The sequence below is a fragment of the Starkeya nomas genome (assembly GCF_902703545.1).
Taxonomy (GTDB): Bacteria; Pseudomonadota; Alphaproteobacteria; order Rhizobiales; family Xanthobacteraceae; genus Ancylobacter; species Ancylobacter moscoviensis.
Window position 1 is genome coordinate 622084 of the sequence record NZ_CACSAS010000001.1, and the last position, 17194, is coordinate 639277.

The 17194-nt window shown below is 69.8% G+C and carries 20 protein-coding genes; 8 read left to right on the forward strand and 12 right to left on the reverse strand.

The window, feature by feature from the left end; genetic code table 11:
• Positions 1-63 precede the first annotated feature (63 nt).
• Together STARVERO_RS03030 and STARVERO_RS03035 are read left to right on the forward strand one after the other, a co-directional pair.
• Positions 64-756, forward strand: a complete 693-nt coding sequence (locus STARVERO_RS03030) for a peptidoglycan-binding domain-containing protein (protein ID WP_159597866.1) — start codon at positions 64-66, stop codon at positions 754-756.
• A 1-nt stretch (position 757) separates the two neighbouring features.
• Positions 758-1108, forward strand: coding sequence for a DUF1491 family protein (locus STARVERO_RS03035; protein ID WP_159597867.1), 351 nt, complete (start codon positions 758-760; stop codon positions 1106-1108).
• Here the strand turns inward: STARVERO_RS03035 and STARVERO_RS03040 are convergent.
• Positions 1105-2307: a DUF2336 domain-containing protein gene (locus STARVERO_RS03040; protein WP_159597868.1), complete on the reverse strand. Its 1203-nt coding sequence runs from the start codon at positions 2305-2307 to the stop codon at positions 1105-1107. The genes STARVERO_RS03035 and STARVERO_RS03040 overlap by 4 nt on opposite strands.
• 143 nt (positions 2308-2450) lie before the next feature.
• Here STARVERO_RS03040 and STARVERO_RS03045 point away from each other — a divergent pair, with 143 nt between their 5' ends.
• A complete protein-coding gene (locus tag STARVERO_RS03045) occupies positions 2451-2645 on the forward strand; it encodes a hypothetical protein (protein WP_144343170.1) in 195 nt (64 codons plus the stop codon).
• Here STARVERO_RS03045 and STARVERO_RS03050 read toward each other — a convergent pair.
• The 3 genes from STARVERO_RS03050 to STARVERO_RS03060 form a co-directional block, all read right to left on the reverse strand.
• Entirely contained in the window at positions 2640-3185 is a 546-nt protein-coding gene (locus STARVERO_RS03050) for a DUF1254 domain-containing protein (RefSeq protein WP_159597869.1), read from the reverse strand. The genes STARVERO_RS03045 and STARVERO_RS03050 overlap by 6 nt on opposite strands.
• A gap of 58 nt (positions 3186-3243) precedes the next feature.
• Complete coding sequence (locus STARVERO_RS03055; protein WP_144343286.1) at positions 3244-3834, reverse strand: DUF1214 domain-containing protein; 591 nt, start codon at positions 3832-3834, stop codon at positions 3244-3246.
• 77 nt (positions 3835-3911) lie between these two features.
• Entirely contained in the window at positions 3912-6155 is a 2244-nt protein-coding gene (locus STARVERO_RS03060; protein WP_159597870.1) for a transglycosylase domain-containing protein, read from the reverse strand.
• A gap of 187 nt (positions 6156-6342) precedes the next feature.
• On the opposite strand from STARVERO_RS03060, the gene STARVERO_RS03065 reads away from it, so the two are divergent.
• Positions 6343-6858, forward strand: a complete 516-nt coding sequence (locus STARVERO_RS03065) for a YcgN family cysteine cluster protein (protein ID WP_159597871.1) — start codon at positions 6343-6345, stop codon at positions 6856-6858.
• Positions 6859-6865: 7 nt separating this feature from the next.
• Here the strand turns inward: STARVERO_RS03065 and STARVERO_RS03070 are convergent, their stop codons facing one another.
• The 4 genes from STARVERO_RS03070 to STARVERO_RS03085 form a co-directional block, all read right to left on the reverse strand.
• Positions 6866-7153: a hypothetical protein gene (locus STARVERO_RS03070; RefSeq protein ID WP_159597872.1), complete on the reverse strand. Its 288-nt coding sequence runs from the start codon at positions 7151-7153 to the stop codon at positions 6866-6868.
• 94 nt (positions 7154-7247) lie between these two features.
• Positions 7248-7826: a LysE family transporter gene (locus STARVERO_RS03075; protein ID WP_159597873.1), complete on the reverse strand. Its 579-nt coding sequence runs from the start codon at positions 7824-7826 to the stop codon at positions 7248-7250.
• 123 nt (positions 7827-7949) lie between these two features.
• Positions 7950-9089, reverse strand: coding sequence for an alpha-hydroxy acid oxidase (locus STARVERO_RS03080; protein WP_144343164.1), 1140 nt, complete (start codon positions 9087-9089; stop codon positions 7950-7952).
• Between the two features lie 59 nt (positions 9090-9148).
• Positions 9149-10831 (reverse strand): L-lactate permease, encoded by a 1683-nt coding sequence (locus tag STARVERO_RS03085; RefSeq protein ID WP_159597874.1) that lies wholly within the window; start codon positions 10829-10831, stop codon positions 9149-9151.
• A 235-nt stretch (positions 10832-11066) separates the two neighbouring features.
• Here STARVERO_RS03085 and STARVERO_RS03090 point away from each other — a divergent pair, with 235 nt between their 5' ends.
• Together STARVERO_RS03090 and STARVERO_RS03095 are read left to right on the forward strand one after the other, a co-directional pair.
• A complete protein-coding gene (locus tag STARVERO_RS03090) occupies positions 11067-11828 on the forward strand; it encodes an FCD domain-containing protein (protein WP_244616530.1) in 762 nt (253 codons plus the stop codon).
• A 98-nt stretch (positions 11829-11926) separates the two neighbouring features.
• On the forward strand, positions 11927-12253 hold the full coding sequence (locus STARVERO_RS03095) for a DUF6481 family protein (RefSeq protein WP_144343161.1): 327 nt from the start codon (positions 11927-11929) through the stop codon (positions 12251-12253).
• A gap of 101 nt (positions 12254-12354) precedes the next feature.
• Here the strand turns inward: STARVERO_RS03095 and dcd are convergent, their stop codons facing one another.
• On the reverse strand, positions 12355-12912 hold the full coding sequence (gene dcd / locus STARVERO_RS03100; protein ID WP_159597875.1) for a dCTP deaminase: 558 nt from the start codon (positions 12910-12912) through the stop codon (positions 12355-12357).
• Between the two features lie 229 nt (positions 12913-13141).
• Between dcd and STARVERO_RS03105 the strand changes: the two genes are divergently transcribed.
• Together STARVERO_RS03105 and STARVERO_RS03110 are read left to right on the forward strand one after the other, a co-directional pair.
• Positions 13142-13711, forward strand: coding sequence for an NADPH-dependent FMN reductase (locus STARVERO_RS03105; RefSeq protein ID WP_159597876.1), 570 nt, complete (start codon positions 13142-13144; stop codon positions 13709-13711).
• A 300-nt stretch (positions 13712-14011) separates the two neighbouring features.
• Positions 14012-15559, forward strand: a complete 1548-nt coding sequence (locus STARVERO_RS03110; RefSeq protein WP_422802120.1) for a serine hydrolase — start codon at positions 14012-14014, stop codon at positions 15557-15559.
• A 9-nt stretch (positions 15560-15568) separates the two neighbouring features.
• Here the strand turns inward: STARVERO_RS03110 and STARVERO_RS03115 are convergent, their stop codons facing one another.
• From STARVERO_RS03115 to STARVERO_RS03125, 3 genes are read right to left on the reverse strand one after another with little or no spacing between them, the layout of a single operon-like run.
• Complete coding sequence (locus tag STARVERO_RS03115) at positions 15569-16066, reverse strand: SAM-dependent methyltransferase (RefSeq protein WP_159601542.1); 498 nt, start codon at positions 16064-16066, stop codon at positions 15569-15571.
• 12 nt (positions 16067-16078) lie between these two features.
• Positions 16079-16288: a TOBE domain-containing protein gene (locus tag STARVERO_RS03120; protein ID WP_144343156.1), complete on the reverse strand. Its 210-nt coding sequence runs from the start codon at positions 16286-16288 to the stop codon at positions 16079-16081.
• Positions 16285-16806 carry a molybdopterin-binding protein gene (locus STARVERO_RS03125; RefSeq protein WP_159597878.1) on the reverse strand — a complete coding sequence of 174 codons (522 nt, stop codon included), beginning with the start codon at positions 16804-16806 and terminating at the stop codon, positions 16285-16287. The genes STARVERO_RS03120 and STARVERO_RS03125 overlap by 4 nt, the downstream gene beginning before the upstream one ends.
• Between the last annotated feature and the right edge of the window lie 388 nt (positions 16807-17194).

A 17194-nucleotide genomic window follows, 5' to 3' on the forward strand; every position in this document is an offset into this window, starting at 1 on the left:
CATGGCAGAGTGCCTCGCGACGGCACGGATGCCTCCCGAAACGGTTGCCACGAAACGGTTGTCATGCCCCGATCCTACGCAAGCGACCTTCTGGTGGACGAAATCGACCTTGGAAGCGAGCGCGTCGCGATTCCTTCCTTTCGTGCCGGCTGGCGCCGCTCGGACCTGTTCATGATGGTCCTTGCCGCTGCCGCCAGCACGGCGATCCTGTTCAATGCGCTGGGGCTGCAGCAGGGGCGGTCGGGCACAATGCCGCGTCAGGCGGCGGCACCGACTCCTACGGCCGCGCCCGCCGACATCCGTCAGGTGAATGGTTCCGGCGGTGCCGCGCCGCAGGCCGCGACCAGCGCGCCGCAAGCCGCGCCCGCAGCCTCGGCTCCCGCGCAGCCCGAGACGCCTCCGGCCTCGCTCGCCGTGGCGCCGCTGCCGCCGACCAAGCCTGCTCCTCCTGCGCCGCGCCCGGCCGCCGTTGCGGCGGCCCCCGCCGCGCTGCCTGCGCCCGCCCCTGTGGCGAATGCGTCGCCGGCCGGGCTCGTTCCGCCCGGCGAGGTGCCGGTGTCGCCGCGCATCATGGATGTCCAGAAGGCGCTGGCGCGGCTCGGCTACGGTCCCATCCGCATCGACGGAAAGCTGGGGGCGACGACCGAAGAGGCTATCCAGCGCTTCGAGCGCGACCGCCGGCTGCCGGTGACCGGGCAGCTTTCCGACCGCGTGATCCGCGAACTGAACGCGGTCGCGGGCCTTTCCATCCAGTAGGATGACGAGCCGCCTCAAGAGCGCGATCTGGGTCTCCGCCCTCGTGCGCCGCGCGAACGGCGCGGGCGCCTTCACCGCCGTGCGTCGGCGCGGGGCCGAGGAGGCCGGTGCGATCTTCGTGAAGGTGGCGACGCTCGACGGCAACGCCGCGCTCTACGGGCCGGCCCTGCCCTCGCTCGATCGTGAACCCGAGCCGGGAGAGCGGCTGTTCACGCCGCTGCTGCCGCCGGGCAGCCCGGAACGCGACGCGGAAGAGCGGATGGCGCGCGAGATGCGTTACGATTCCGACCTGTGGTTCGTCGAGATCGAGGACCGGGAAGGCCGGTCCTTCCTCGATCTGGCGACGGACTAGCCGTTGCGGCGCCGGTCCTCGGCGGTTTCCGGCGGGGCCTGGGCGGCGGAGTACGGAACGGCATAGCTGCGCATCGAGGGCGCATCTTCCGGCCGCTCGCGCGTCGGGCGCCGGCCGGAACGCCAGGACGCCACCAGATGCTGGGCACTGGCGAGCGGAAGCGAATCGAACATCTCGGCAAGGCGTGCCATTTCCTCCGCCGAACGGCCGGTGGCCGGATGCAGGCGGAACAGGACCCGCGAAAGGATGGCGAAGGACAGGCCGAGCGTCCGTGCGGCGACCGCCATCGCCTGGCCGGTGGGGTCCGCCACGATGCGGGCGGCATTCTCTGGCGTGACACTGAGCGTGCGTTCGATGAGCCGGGCCAACTCGCCGGAGCCGGTCGCCTTGGCCGCGTCGAGCAGGGCATCGATGAAGCCAGCCGGGGGAACGACGGCGCGTTCGACGAGCGGCAGCGGCGGCAGGGTGACGAGCCGGGCGATGAGGGCGGCACGCTCCTCTGGGCCGGCGGCGAAGAAATCGATGGCTGACGCGGGCGCGCTCTCGGGGTCGGGCAGGTGGGCCCCGGGAGTTCCCGTCTCGGCTTCGGCGTCGCCGGCAGCCGACATCTCGGTCGGTTCCGCCGTCACCGCGACCGGGGGAGGGGCAGGGCCCGTATCGTCGACGGTGGCTGCCGCGGATGGGGCCGCAGCGGGTTCCTCCGCCATCTCGCTCGTCCCGTCCGGTGAATCCTCCCGCTCCCCCTGTTCCCGGCGGTGGTGCACCAGCTCGGCGATGCGACGGGCGAGGGCGGGAGAGACGTCGCGGCGCGCCGCGATGGCGGCGAGGTGCGCCGGGGCGGCGCGCTCGGCCAGATCGGCGAGATCGGCTTCGCTCAATACCGGCGAGAGGCGGAGGACCGGGCCGGCGAGGGAGAGCGGCGCGGTCGCGAGATAAAGGGCCAGTGCACGCGGCATTGCCGGATTCGGCGCCAGTTCACGGATGTGCTTGGCGGCGACCGGCACCTCGACCGCTTCGATGAGGCGTATGGCGAGGGTGACGAATCGCGCCTCGGCCGCCTCGTTGTGGACGGGATGCCGGAGGAACTCCTGAACGAGCAGCCGCAGCATGTCCGGGCGCGTGTCCCCGAGCGAGTCCGGATGGACGCGCCGCGCCGGGTCGATCGGATCGGATGGGCCGAAGCCGGGGGTGGAAGGCATGGACGGCGGAGCGCTCGCGAATGGTATCTGACACTTCCGACGGGAAGCGCGAAACCAAGCTAGGCGGCGAACGTTAGAAAGCCGTTAACCATAATGACCCGTACTGGGGGTCAGGTCCGGTTGACGGAGCAACGGAGGGCGCGATGGGCGCGGTGGTGCCGTTTCCGATCCGTCGGGCGCAGGGGAAAACCCGCGGCGTCCGTGTGCCGCCCGATATGACGGGCGAAATCGTCATTCTTCAGGTCGTGCAGTTCGTGCGGCCGGAACAGGTGCCTCTGGTGCCTGCCGCCAAAAAGTCTCGCATCAAGGTCAGTGCCCCGATCCGCGAGCCGCTATGAAGCGGGGCCGCAGGTCGCGGCATCCATCCGCGCCCGAACCTCGTCGCGGGCGCCGCGCTCGCGCACCAGCGCGCGGATGATGACGATGCCCTCGTCGCTGGGCGATTCGACGATCAGGCGGTCAGCCGCCGTCACCTCTTCGTCCTCCGGCAGCGCGGCGCGCTGCTTGGCATTCATCAGATCGAGCTCGATGATGCTGCGCCCGGCCGAGCGGTCGTTGATGGCGTAGAAGGGCATGCCGTAGCGCGTGTAGAACGACACCGAGGTGTAGTCCTCGGTCGTCGGCACCCGCACCTTCAACGGCCCCTCGCCGAGATCGTAGAGGCACACCGCCGAGATGAAGGCCGGATCGGTTGCCGGCAGCACCGCGCCGAGCGCGGAGGGATCGTCGATCTGCGCCACCATGTTGGGGCTGCCGACGGCGGAAAGGCGCGCATAGGCGTCCTGCTCGGCGAGATAGGGCAGCATCAGCACCGCCACCAGATGAACGATGGCGCCGAGCACGATGCCCGCGACGATGGGCAGGATGAGGCGGGTCATCGGCGTGCGCTCCCGCGAAGCGAGGGGAAGCGGCACGCGGGCGACGGGACAAGGGCGTTCATGACGGGCGGTCCCACGGGCAGCGCTCCGTCACCAGATTGGGCATCTGGGGCGCATCGCTGGTGCGGTTGGCGAGGCCCACCGGGGTGTCGTAGAGGCGCAGGGTGAGCACGATGCGGTCGCGCGCGCCGGTCGGCAGCCAGTTGCCCGGCCGCGCCCGCGGCCCGAGCAGCACGTCGAGCGTACCGTCGCGGTTCCAGACCACTTCGGTGCTGGTGAAGCCCGAACGATCGGCGGCGTTCTCGATCAGCCGGCCCTGGGCGTCGGTCGCGGTGAGCGTCCACAGGCGCGCCTGTGGCACGCTGCCGGACAGCCGGATGTCGCAGCGCCCGTCGAGCGCCCGCCCGTTCGCATCGACGGCGGCGGTGAAGGCGATGCCGTCCGCCAGTTCGAGCGGCAGTTCGCCGGCCCGCGCGAGGGCGGCGCGCGCATAGGGATCCGCCGTTTCCGTACCGGCCTTCGGCCAGGTCTCCCACGGGCCGGAGCGCACCAGGCCGGGGCCGTAGCCGTTCACCGTGGTGATCCAGGTGAGGCCGAGCCCGACGGCGGCGCCGATAGCCAAGGTCAGAAGGAACAGCAGGGAACGCACGGTCGGCAGCAATCCGGTGAAGCGGGGCGCCTCATGCATGGGCGCATGCGGCACGAAGGTCAATCGTGGGCGTAGTGTCAGTTGCTTCCGGCCTGGGGTGAGCCGGGCACCGCCACCGGTTCGGCGGCGGCGGTCGGACGGCGAACCGGTTGCCCCGCCGCCTCGCGCAGCCGGGCGGACAGGCCCATCAGCCGTTCGGCGGAAGCGGGTGTGAGGGTGACGGGACGCTGCACGCCCTCGATCTCGAGCGGTGCCGCCTGCGCGACCGCGCCGTCGAGCTTCGGCGCGGGCTGGTTGCCGAGGCCCGGCGTCGGCTTCAGCTCGATGCCCTGATGGGCGAAGGCCATCACCTTCTGCCAGGTCATGGCCGGAAGCGAGCCGCCGGTCATTTTCTTCGTCGAGGCATAGTCGTCATTGCCGAACCAGATCGCCCCGACATAGTTGCCGGTGAAGCCGACGAACCAGGCATCGCGATAGGCGTTGGTGGTGCCGGTCTTGCCGGAGACCTTGGTGCCCGGGATCATGGCGCGCCGGCCGGTGCCGTTCTCCACCACGCTGTTCAGCATCGGATTGATCATGGCGATGATCTCGGGCGGGATGATCTGCTTCGGCTTGGGCGCGTTCTGCGCAAAGCTCCACACCGGATCGCCCGCCGGGGTGCGCATCTCGACGATGGCGTGGGGGTCGACCGAATAACCTCCGGAGGCGAAGACCGAGTAGGCGGTCGCCATGTCGACTACCGTCACCTCCGCCGCGCCGAGCGGCAGGGCGCGGGTGATCTTGAGTTCCGTGCGCAGGCCCATCGCATGGGCGAGGTCGACGATGCGCCCGCGCCCGATCGCCTCGGCGAGCTTCACCGCCACCGTGTTGAGCGAGCGGGTGAGGGCGCCGATGAGCTGGATCGAGCCGGCATAGGAGCGGCCGTAATTCTGCGGGCACCAGTTGCCGATGCAGATCGGCCCGTCGACCACGATGGTGGTGGGCTTGTATTTACCGGTCATCAGCGCCGCCGTGTAGACGAACGGCTTGAACGAGGAGCCGGGCTGGCGCAGCGCGTCGGTGGCGCGGTTGAACTGGCTCTCGCCATAGTCGCGCCCGCCCACCATGGCGCGCACCGCGCCGTTCGGCTCCATCACCACCATGGCCGACTGCTTGGCGCCGTAGTCCTTGCCGAACTGCTTGAGGCTGTCGCGGATGGCGGTGTCTGCGGCCTTCTGGATATTGGGATCGAGCGCCGTGCGCACGACGAAGGAGCGCTCGGCATAGCCTCTGGGCAGGGTGTCGACGATCTGCTTCACCTGATCGAAGGCGTAGTCGAGATAGTATTCCGGCAGGTCGTCCTGCTTGCGGTCGATGGGTGTCGCCGGGTTGCGGCGGGCGCCGAAGACCTGGCCCTCCGTCATGAAACCGGCGTCGACGAGATTGTCGAGTACGACGCTGGCGCGTCCGCGCGCCGCCGGCAGGTTGACGTGCGGGGCGAACTTCGACGGGGCCTTGAACAGGCCGGCCAGCATGGCCGCCTCGGCGAGGTTCACGTCGCGGGCGGACTTGCCGAAATAGTACTGCGCCGCGGCGTCCACGCCGAAGGCGCCGCCGCCCATATAGGCGCGGTCGAGATAGAGCTTGAGGATCTGGTTCTTGGTGAGGTGGAACTCCAGCCACAGCGCCAGGAAGGCTTCCTTGATCTTGCGCTCCAGCGTGCGCTCGTTCGACAGGAACAGGTTCTTGGCGAGCTGCTGGGTCAGCGAGGAGCCGCCCTGCACGACGCCGCCGGCGCGCGCGTTCGACAGCACGGCGCGGAAGGTGCCGGGGATGTCGATGCCGAAATGCTCGTAGAAGCGCCGGTCCTCGGTGGCGAGCACCGCCTTGATCAGGTGATCGGGGAACTCCTCCAGCGGCACGGTATCGTTGTGGCGGATGCCGCGCTCGCCGATGGTGTTGCCGTAGCGGTCGAGGAAGGTGACGGAGAGCTCCGCCTTCTTGAGCCAGTCGTCCGAGGTCTCGTGGAAGGCCGGCACGGCGAGGGCGAGCACGAGCACGGCGCCGACCGCGCCCCACGTCATGCCCTCGGAAGCGAGCGAGATCGCCCAGCGTCCCGGTCCCTGCACGTTGAAGCGCTCGGTGAAGGCGACGAAGCCATCCCACGCTCCGCGCAGCCGCACGCCGCCCGAATAGATCGTGCTGTCGATCCAGGAATCGATCGCCAGCAGGGCATTGCGGATCCGCTTGCCGGCGGTGCGCGGTGCGGGCGCGCGTTCGGGCGGTTCCTGCGTATCCTGCGGCCGGCTGTCCGGCGGATCGGTGTTCGGCGTATCGTTCAAGCCCGTACTCCCGGGGCGCCCGGACGTTCCGTTCATGGCATCGCGCCCTTATAGCGAAGCCCGTGCCGTCGGACGAGGGCGGCATGAAGGCTCGCCAGAGCGAACGTGCAACGCTATCTAAGGTTTGATTGCCGGTTCGTGAAGCGCGGGGCCGGCTTCCTGATTATCCGACGGAAACTCGACCCTTATGGCTTACGACACGGCCGAGGATGCGGCCGATAGCGATGCAGCGCCGTTCTGGCGCACCAAGTCTCTGGAAGAGATGGATTCTTCCGAGTGGGAGAGCCTATGCGACGGCTGTGGCCGCTGCTGCCTCGTCAAGCTGCAGGACGAGGATACCGACGCCATCGCCTATACCGACATCGGCTGCAAATTGCTCGACGAAGACGGCTGCCGTTGCCGCGACTATCCCAACCGGCAGGCGCAGGTGCCCGATTGCGTGCGCCTGACGCCCGAGGCCGTGCGCTCGCTGAGCTGGCTGCCGCCGTCCTGCGGCTACCGGCTGGTTGCCGAGGGGCGTGACCTCTACTGGTGGCACCCCCTGGTCTCGGGCGATGCCGAGACCGTGCATGCGGCGGGCGTCTCCGTGCGCGGCAGGGTCCCGGTGCTGGAGGACGAACTGCCGCTGGAGGATTACCTCGACCACATGGTGCGCTGGCCGGTGCGCCTGCCGCGTGGGGCGATGCGCAAGGCCAGACGCTAGCGGGCAATCAGGGCGTGGGGCCGCCGCCGCCGCGCTCGTCGGCATATTCGATGCCGTTCTGAACCTGCTGGATCGCCTGCTGGATCAGCTCGATCGCCGTCTCGCGGTGGCCGCCCTTGTTCGGCGTCGCCTCGCGCAGGGAGGCCAAGGCGGAATAGAGCGCTGACAGCGCCCGTTCCATATTGCCCTGATAGGCGGAGGCCGGCAGCACCGGCAGGGTCGCGAAGGCTGCGGCGAGGGCGCCACCCGCCGCGAGCGCCGAAAGGTCACGGCGCGTCATCATCTCTTTGGACATGTCGATCTCCATCTCTCCCGGCAGAGCGAGCATGGATCGGCATCTCGCCGCGGGCAATGGAAAAGCCGCGCGTGAAGGTCGGCTGTCCGGGCATCTAGCGCAGAAGCGGCGCGGTCAGAAGCACAACCGCGAAGGCGCTGACAGCCGCGGCCCCGACCCGCGGCACCAATCCGGTGCGTCCGGCCGCTTCCGCTGCCCGTCCCATCAGGGCGCCGACGCCGATCCAGCCGAGGGCGACGCCGGCCGTGAGGCCTGCAAAGGCCGCAAGATAGAGCCAACCGGCCTCGGCCTGCAGCGGCACGATGCCAAGGGCGAAGACGATGGCCTTGGGATTGAGCAGCGTGGTCATAAAGACCCGGGCGGGCGTGACGATGCCCGCGCCGGCGGCAGGGCTCGCCGCGCCGTGCCAGAGCTTCCACGCGACGTGCAGCAGATAGAGGCCGACCAGAAGCCGCAGCGTCAGCCCCAGCGTGGGCGAGGCCGCCACCACCGGGCCGAGCAGGTAGCCGATGAGCGAAATGGAGATGAGATAGCCCGTCGCCTCTGCCGGAATGAGCGGCAGCGCGCGCCGGAATCCCGCCGCCGCGCCGGCCGTGGCCAGCAGCGTGTTGGTCGGGCCGGGAGTGGCCAGCAGCGCCAGGACGGCGAGGACGAACAGGACGGGATCGGTCATGCCGCCCTGTCTAGCGGTGATCGCCAAGCGCCCGCATCGGGGGCTCTGCTTAGGCGCCGACGGTCGCCCCGGCCGCCGGCAGAGCCGGAAGGCCGGGGGAGACGCTCTTCGGGGCAGGTCCTCTCAGAGGGCGAGGACGCTCTTGTCGACCTGGGTGATGTCCTTGACGCCGGTGAGCGCCATGGAGACGTCGAGCTCCTTGCGGATGAGCTCGATGCCCTTGGCCACGCCCGCCTGGCCACCGGCGGCCAACGACCACAGGAAGGCCTTGCCCATCATGCAGCCCCGGGCGCCGAGCGCGACGGCCTTGAGGACATCCTGACCCGACTGCACGCCGCCGTCGAACCAGATCTCGCTCTTGCCGCCGCCGATGGCGTCGACGATCTTCGGCAGCGCGGAGATCGAGGACACGGCGCCGTCGAGCTGGCGGCCGCCATGGTTGGAGACGACGATGGCGTCCGCGCCGGTGGAGGCGGCGATCTTCGCGTCCTCCACATCGAGCACGCCCTTGAGGATGAGCTTGCCCGGCCAGATCGAGCGGACCCACTCGACATCCTTCCACGACAGGGAGGGGTCGAACTGGCCGGCGATCCACTGCGAGAGGGTGGTGAGGCTGTCGGCGCCCGGCACGCGCTCGGCGAGGTTGCCGAAGGAATGGCGCTTGCCCATCAGCACCTTGGCCGCCCAGACCGGCTTGGTGGCGACGTCGATGGCATTGGCGAGGGTGAGCTTGGGCGGAACGGCGAGGCCGTTCTTGAGGTCCATGTGGCGCTGGCCCTGGATCTGCAGGTCGAGCGTCAGCACGAGGGCCGAGCACTTGGCGGCCTTGGCGCGCTCGATCAGCGATTCCGAGAACTTGCGGTCCTTCATCACATAGAGCTGGAACCAGAAGGGCTTGTTCACCGCGCCGGCCACGTCCTCGATCGAGCAGATCGACATGGTGGAAAGAGTGAAGGGGATGCCCGCGGCGTGCGCGGCGCGGCAGCCGTGGATTTCACCGTCGCCATGGAACAGGCCGGTGAGGCCGGTCGGGGCGATGGCGAGCGGGAGGGAGACCTTCTCGCCGATCATCGTCGTCGCGGTCGAGCGTTCCGAGACGTCGATCATCACGCGCTGGCGCAGCGGGATGGCGGCGAGGTCGGCCTTGTTGGCCCTGAGCGTGGTCTCGTCATAGGAGCCGCGGTCGGCATAGTGGAAGATGGCGCGCGGCACCTTCCGCTTGGCGATGGCTCGCAGGTCCTGGATGTTGGTGACGGTGACCATCGTGCGGGCTCCTTGCAGAAGTGTTTCGGGGGAGGCTGATACGCCTCCCCCGGTTTACGTCAATGGTGGATGACGAGGCTGGTGAACGGCCAGACATAGGCCTGGAGCGTGACCAGCAGTCCGACCAGCACCGCGAGCGCGATGGAATGGAAGAACACGTACCGCAGGATGGTACCTTCCGAGTTCTGCCAGCCGGTCGCGGTGGAGGCGACCACGATCGACTGCGCGTCGATCATCTTGCCCATCACGCCGCCCGAGGAGTTGGCGGCGGCCATCAGCGTGGGCGACAGGCCGAGCTGCTCGGCGGTGATCTTCTGCAGGCCGCCGAACAGCACGTTCGACGCCGTGTCCGAGCCGGTGAGCGCAACGCCCAGCCAGCCGAGCATGGTGCCGAACAGCGGGTAGAACGGCCCCGTCATCGCAAACGCCAGCCCCAGCGTGGCATCCAGGCCCGAGTACCGGGTCAGGAAGCCTAGGGCCAGCATGATGGCGATGGTGGCGAGCGAGTAGCGCACCTTCCAGATCGTGCGGCCGTAGATCTTCACCAGACCCACCGGCGAGAAGCCCATCAGCAGGCCGCCGACGATGGCCGACAGGAAGATGCCGGTGCCGGTCATCGACAGGATGTTGAAGTTGAACACGGCGGCCTCGGCGTGCGCGGTCGCGACGACCGGCGGCACCTTGAACACCATGTTGTGCAGGCCCTCGAACGGGATCTTCGAGATGAAGATGGCGTCGAGCGCGGTCTTCACCTGCGGGATGCCCCAGGCGAACACGAACACGGTCAGGATCGCCCAGGGCAGCCACGCGCGCACCAGCGCGCCGGCGGTGGGACGGTCGGCCGAGAAGTCGGTGGCGGTCTTGGTGGTGAGCCCTTCCGAGCCGTCGCCGTTCGTGCGGCCCTTCAGCGCGGTCGAGGTCCAGATCTTCTTCGGCTGCCAGACGCGCAGGAAGGCGATGAGGCACAGCATCGACACGATGGCCGCCACCACGTCCACCAGCCACGGGCCGTGGAAGTTCGAGACGAGGAACTGCGGCAGGGCGAAGGTGACGCCGCAGACCAGGATGGCCGGCCAGATCTCCATCATGCCGCGCCAGCCCGCGAACGCCCAGATGAGCCAGAACGGCACGATCAGCGAGAAGAACGGCAGCTGGCGGCCGATCATCGCCGACAGGTCGAGCAGGTCGAGGCCGGTGACGGCCGCCAGCGCGATGACCGGGGTGCCGAGCGCGCCATAGGCGACCGGGGCGGTGTTGGCGATCAGCGACAGGCCCGAGGCGGCGAGCGGCGAGAAGCCGAGGCCGATGAGCAGCGCCGCGGTGACGGCGACCGGCGTGCCGAAGCCCGCCGCGCCCTCGAAGAAGGCGCCGAAGGAGAACGCGATCAGCAGCAGCTGCAGGCGGCGGTCGCCGGTGATGCCGGCGATGGAGCGCTGCAGCGTCGTGAAGGACCCGTTGGCCTCGGTCAGCTGATGCAGGAAAATGATGTTGAGAACGATCCAGCCGATCGGCATCAGGCCGTAGGCGGCGCCATAACCGGCGGCGAGACCGGCCTTGTCCGCCGGCATGCCAAACAGGAAGACGGCGATGACGAACGCGGCCACAAGGCCGGCAAAGGCGGCGACATGCGCCTTCATGTGCAGGAAGCCGAGGCCGACAAGCATGACGACAATCGGCACCGCAGCGAAGAGCGTCGACAGCGCCAAGCTGCCGAACGGATCGTATACTTGGTTCCAGGTCACGGGCGTTTCTCCGGGGGCAGGGGAACGGAGTTGCTCTCCGCTTATGGCGAATATGCTTGGGCGCGGCCTCGACCGTGCCAACCTTCCCAGGCTGGAAGGAGGTTACAAAAAAGTCTCGTTTGGTAAGTTCGTCTTACCAGACGAGTCAATTGGTTCTCAGCTTAGCCATTGGTTGTAGTGCGGCCAGCGGACGACCGAAAATAATATAGGAAAAACAATGGGGAGGGAGCCGACCGTGGAAAGGCTACGGACACCGAAGCTCGCCGAGGCGATTGCCGAACATATAGAAAGACTCATTCTCGAAGGCGTTCTGCGCCCCGGCGAGAAGCTGGCCAGCGAGCGCGACCTCGCCGAAAGGCTGGAGGTCTCGCGCCCTTCGCTGCGCGACGCGCTGGAGATTCTGGAGCGGCGCGGGCTGCTGGCGACGAGCCGCGACGGCACCCGCGTGACGCAGTTCCTCTCCGGCCTGACCGACCCGCTCGCCGGGCTGCTGCAATCCAACGAGCAGGTGACGGCGGACTATTTCGAATATCGCGCCGCCGTCGAGCGCACCGCCGCCGGCCTCGCCGCCGTGCGGGCCACCGAGCCGGAGCGGCAGGCGATCCGCGACTGCCTCGCCGAGATGGAGGCCGCGCATCAGGCGCAGGAGGCCGACCGCGAGGCGGAAGCCGACATCGTGCTGCACCGGCTGGTCTACGCGGCCTCGCACAACCTCGTCATCCTGCACGTCATGCGCGCCTTCTCGGAGATGCTGCGGCGGGACATCTTCTTCAACCGCACCAGCCTGTTCACGCAGGCGGAGTTCCGCGACGCGCTGCTCACCCAGCACAAGGCGATCGGCGAGGCGGTGGTGGCGGGAGACCGCGAGGCGGCGGAGAGGGCGATCTACGACCACCTGAAATTCACCGGCGACACGGTGGAGCGGACGCGGCGCGACGCCGCGCGGGTGGACCTCGCGGTGCGCCGGCTCAACCGCTCCACGCTTCTGTCGCCGTGAGCGGGCGCGTGTCGCCGTGAGCGCGCGCGGAGCGGAAAAATGCCGCCGATCGCCGCGAGCGACTGTCCATCGGCCCGTTTAGAGAGTAGGGAAGGCCGATGAAAATACTCGATCGCTTCCAAGACCGTCAGCAAGCCTCCGCCACCGCGAAGGCCCGTCTCGTTGCCCGCCTCGCCGAACGGCCCAGCGCGGACGACCCCGCCGTGATCGCCCGTGCCGCCGAGCGCAAGGCCGCGGCGGAAGCCCGCGAGGCCGCCCGGATCGCCCGCAAGGAAGCCGCCGCCGCCGCGGCGGAAGCCGCAGCCGCAGCCGCGGAAGCCGCGCGCGCCGCCGCCGCCGAGCAGGCGGTCGCCGACGAGGCGGCCCGGAAGGCCAAGCGCGACGAGCGCTACGCCGCCCGCAAGGCGCGCGTCGGCCAGCGCTAGCCTCGGGCCAGCCAGAGAGACAACGCCTCACCGGCGCGGCGGGACACCCGTCGCGCCGTTTGCCTTCGCGCTGCTGCCTTCGCGCCGCTTGCGTGGCAGCGTCAGCCGGCCGCGCGCTGGCCGGCGAACTGGCCGCCATAGCCGCGCTGGGGAACGCCGAGCGTCTGTTCGAGGATGAGCTGGCACACCTTCATGCCGGCGCGCAGGCGGATGGGACGCGGGCCGAGATTGATGATCTCGAGCTGGATGCGCCCGGTGGAGCCGGCATGGATGGTCGGCGCGGTGAGATGAACGATGAGGCCGATGCGGGCGAGCGAACTCTTGCCCTCCACCCGCGCGGCGAGGCGCGCCCCGGCGCGCAGGTCCACCCGCTCCAGCGTCCAGCCCAGCACCAGCCGGCCCGGATCGAGCACGAAGCCGCCGTCGCCGATCTCGATATCGTCGGCCATGCCGGTGATGGCTTCGCAGAAGCTGTAGCCCGGCCCGGCGGGATCGATGACCGGATCCTCGCCCTCGGCGGGATCGCGGTACAGGGTGAGGCGGCTGTCGAGGCGCAGGTCCACGCCATTGGGCGCGTAGAACTCGGCCGGAGGGGCGGGGTCGATGGCGACGGAGCCTTCGGCCATGGCGTCGAGAATGTCGCGGTCGGTCAGGATCAAGGGGATCGGCTCTCCACAGATCAGCGCAACGTCAGGATCGGTAACATGGTTTTCCCGGCCGGGGAACGGCGCGGGGTGCGCGGCACATGCACGCCCGGATGCCCGGCCATGCAAGAAGCGTTGTGCGCGAATGCAATGAATCGGGCTTGAGCATCGCGCGGCGCCGCCCGAATGTAACCGTCGATGTGATCCGCCCGTTTCCGGGCGCAGCAATTGGAGTTTCTGATCGATGTCTGGCCTTCCCAAGCTTCTCGGCATTTCCGGCAGCCTGCGTTCCGGCGCCTTTTCCACCGCCGTGCTGGAGGCCCTGAAGGTCGCCATCGCTTCCAAGGCCGAGCTGACCGTGCTCACCCTCAACGACGTGCCGCTCTACAACCAGGACGAGGACGGCGCCACGCAGCCTTCCGGCGCGGCGGCGCTGCGCGCGGCCATCGCGGCGGCGGACGGCGTGATCTTCGCCTCGCCGGAATATAATTACGGCCCCTCGGGCGCGCTGAAGAACGCCATCGACTGGGGCTCGCGCCCCTATGCCAAGGGCGCGCTGCTCGGCAAGCCGGCGCTGGTGATCACCTCCTCGCCGGGCTCGACCGGCGGCATCCGCGCGCAGGCGCAGGTGCGCGAATCGCTGAGCGCGGCCGGCGCGCGGGTGGTGACCTATCCCCACCTCGCCATTCCCAATGTCGGCGACAAGATCAAGGACGGCGCGTTCGCCGACGAGAAGACGCAGAGCTTCGTGACCGGCGGCGTCGACGCGCTGCTGAAGGAAATCCGCCTGACGGCGCTCGCCAAGAGCGCGTGACGACGGGCGCCATGAGCGCATGACGGGGGCGCCGGCTGGCCGGCATCCCTTCCCGCAGATCGATCCCGGAGCGGCTGGCAGGCCGTCTCCGGGATTTGCGTTTCGGGGGAGCGGATTGGCCTGCCGGCGCTTGTCCGTACAGCGCTTTTCCCGATAGCGGTTTTTCCTTGAGAAGCCGGGGCGCTCGGTCACTATGTCCGCCGCCTTGCCATGGGGGAGACCCGAATGCCCAGCCAGCCCCGACCGACATCGGCGCGCCTTCGCTCCGGCGGCCCTGCGCGCGTCCTTCGCGCGCCCGCCTTGCTCGCGTCCACCTTGCTTGCGCCCGCTCTTCTCGCGTCCACCCTGATCAGCCTCGCGCTGCTGGCCGTGCCCGCCGCGGCGCAGGGCGTCTCCCGCGAGCGGATCCAGGCGGCGCTGCCGCAGCTCGACGTCATGGCCGCCAGGGCGGTGGCGGACGGGCAGGTGCCGGGGCTTTCCATCGCCATCGTCCACGAGGACGAGGTGGTGTTCCTCAAGGGCTACGGCCTGCGCGAGGCGGGCCGGCCCGGCGCGGTGGACGCGGACACGGTGTTCCAGCTCGCCTCCTTCTCCAAGCCGATCTCCGCCACCATCGTCGCGGCGCTGGTGAGCGAGGGCGTGGCGGACTGGGACGACACCGTCGCCGCGCTCGACCCGGCTTTCCAGCTCCACGATGCCTATCCCAGCCAGCAGGTGACGGTGCGCGACCTGCTCGCCCACCGCTCGGGGCTGCCGGGCGACGCCGGCAACGAGCTGGAGGCGCTCGGCTACGACCGCGCGACGATCCTCGAGCGGCTGCGGCTGGTGCCGCCCTCGTCGAGCTTCCGGGCGGGCTATTCCTATTCGAATTTCGGCTACACCGCCGGGGCCCTCGCCGCCGCCGCGCCGACCGGCAAGCCGTGGGAGGAGGTGGCGCGGGAGAAACTGTTCGGGCCGCTCGGCATGGGCTCGACCTCCGCGCGCTACGCCGATTTCATCGCCCGCGACAACCGCGCCGCGCTGCATATCGGCGGTATCGGCCGCTGGGCGGCGAAGCTGAAGCGCGAGCCGGACGCGCAGGCGCCGGCGGGCGGGGTCTCCTCGAACGCGCGCGACCTGGCACGCTGGCTGCGGCTGGAGCTCGCCGGCGGCACTTTCGACGGCAGGCGGCTGATCGCGCCGGAGGCGCTGGCCGCCACCCACCAGCCGGTGATGGCGCGGGGCAACAACCCGGTGACGGGCGCCGCCTCCTTCTACGCGCTCGGCTGGAACGTCGAGTTCGGCCGGCACGGGCTGAGCTGGGGCCATGCCGGGGCGTTCAGCGTCGGCGCGCGCACGCTGGTGACGATCTACCCCGAGGCGAAGATCGGCATCGTGGTGCTGGCCAACGCCTTCCCGACCGGCGTGCCGGAGGGGCTGGCCGACAATTTCCTCGACCTCGCCTTCGACGGCCGGCTGGAGAAGGACTGGATCGGCCCGTGGAACGCCGGCTATGAGGGGTTGTTCGGCCCGGCGGTGGCGGCGGCGCAGAAGCGCTACGCGCCGCGCCCGGACCCGCTGCCGGCGGCGCCGCCCGCCGCCTATGCCGGGCGCTACGCCAACGCCTATGTCGGCGCGGCCGAGGTGGCGGTGGCAGACGACGGGCTGGAACTTCGGCTGGGGCCGGAGGGGAAGGCGCGCTTCACGCTCACCCATTTCAACCGCGACGTCTTCACCTACACGCCGACGCCGGAGCTGCCGAACATGCCGGTCGGCGTCAGCTTCGCGCTCGGCCCGGACGGGCGGGCGGAGGCGGTGACGATCGAGGATCTGAACGGCTTCGGGATGGGGACGCTGGAGCGGCAGTGAGCGGCGGGCTCACTCCCCCACCTGCCAGTCGCCGGGCTGCTCGGGGGCGATGGGGGTGAAGAGGGCGCGATCGGGCTTCAGGTCGAGGAGCGGGGTGCCGTCGACGCAGTCGAGCCCGCGCACCAGCAGCACGCCGTCGCCGTCGATGCTGATGAGGCGGGCGATGGCGGTACCGATGGGGTTGGGCCGCACCGGCGCGCGCAGCGAGAACGTGCCGTGCAGCTCGCCGTCATTGGCGGGGCTTTGCAGCACGAGGTCGCGGCGCGACAGGTGCATCCAGTACAGCACCTCGATCCGCGCATAGGCCTCGATGCCGGCCAGCGCCCGCTGCCACGGCTCGAAGATCTCGACATGGCAGAGCGGCCCGTCCGGCCGGCCGAGGCGCGGGGTCTCCAGCCGCGAGGTCCACGGCGTGCGGATGCGGCCGATGAAGACGAGGCCGGCGTCGCGCGCGGCCGGCGGGTCGACGGCGACCTCGCCGTCCCTGATCTCGTTGAGACGGACGATGCCGGCCTCCCCTCAGTCGACGGCGATCATGACGTCGGAAGCCTTGATGACGGCATAGGCCTTGCCGCCCTCCTTCAGGCCGAGCTCGTCCACCGCCTCGTTGGTGATGGAGGAGGTGATGACCTGACCGCCGCCGATGTCGATGCGCACATGCGAGGTGGTGGCGCCCTTGGTGACCTTGAGGACGGTGCCGGGGACGATGTTGCGGGCGCTGAGCTTCATGGCGTTTTCTCCTGTGGGATGGGATCGAGCACGCGGACGGAAATCCGCGCGATGTCGAAGACGTTGCGCGCCCCGCGCCGGTCGCCCGGCACGATGAGGCGCGGAAGGCGGTCGGCGGCGCGGGCCTCGCCCTCGCGCGCATAGGCGAGGAGCACGGGCGTGTCGCCCAGCTCCGGCGCGAGGTCGGCCGCCGCCAGCACGAGCGTGTAGCCGTCGCCGGCGGTGACGACGACGAGGGTGCGCAGCAGCGCCGGATGGTTCGCCGGATCGACGAAGCCGTGGCCGGCGAGCAGGTCCCACAGCCGCGTGCCGGTGTAGCGCGCCTTTTCCTCGCCCTTGGAGGTGAGGAAGGCGACCTCCCGAGTCTCGGCCGGCAGGGCGTGCAGCGCGTCGAGCGGCAGGGCGACCTCCTGTCCCGGCGCCGGTCCCACGAGCATCACCGGATCGCGCGCCGCCGCCGGGACGGCGAGCAGCGCGAGAAGGACCGGCAGGGCGGGGATCAGGCGGGGCAGGGGCATGGGGACGTGCTCAAAGGTATATCCGAAGGGATATATGAAGGCGCCGGCCGGGGCAATGCGCGGCGTGGGGCGGGGTCATGGCCGAAGAGTCTTTCCTGGGTCCCGGATCGGCGCTGCACGCCGTGCCGCTTGTCCGGGACACGGCGGCGCGCGGCCGATGGGGCGATGCGCCGCCCATACCGGATGGGAGCCGTCCCCGTGCACCGTCATGCCCGGCCTTGGGCCGGGCATTCAGACGTTCCGCCGGGTCGGAGGCGTGGATGGCCGGGATGGGCCCGGCTACGACCGCGAGAGGCGGAAAGGTTGCTTGTGAAGGGCGTCCGCACGGGTGGCTTTGGCGGGATATCGCGCTTGCAGCTCCGGCTATGGCCAAGAAATCCTATTATAG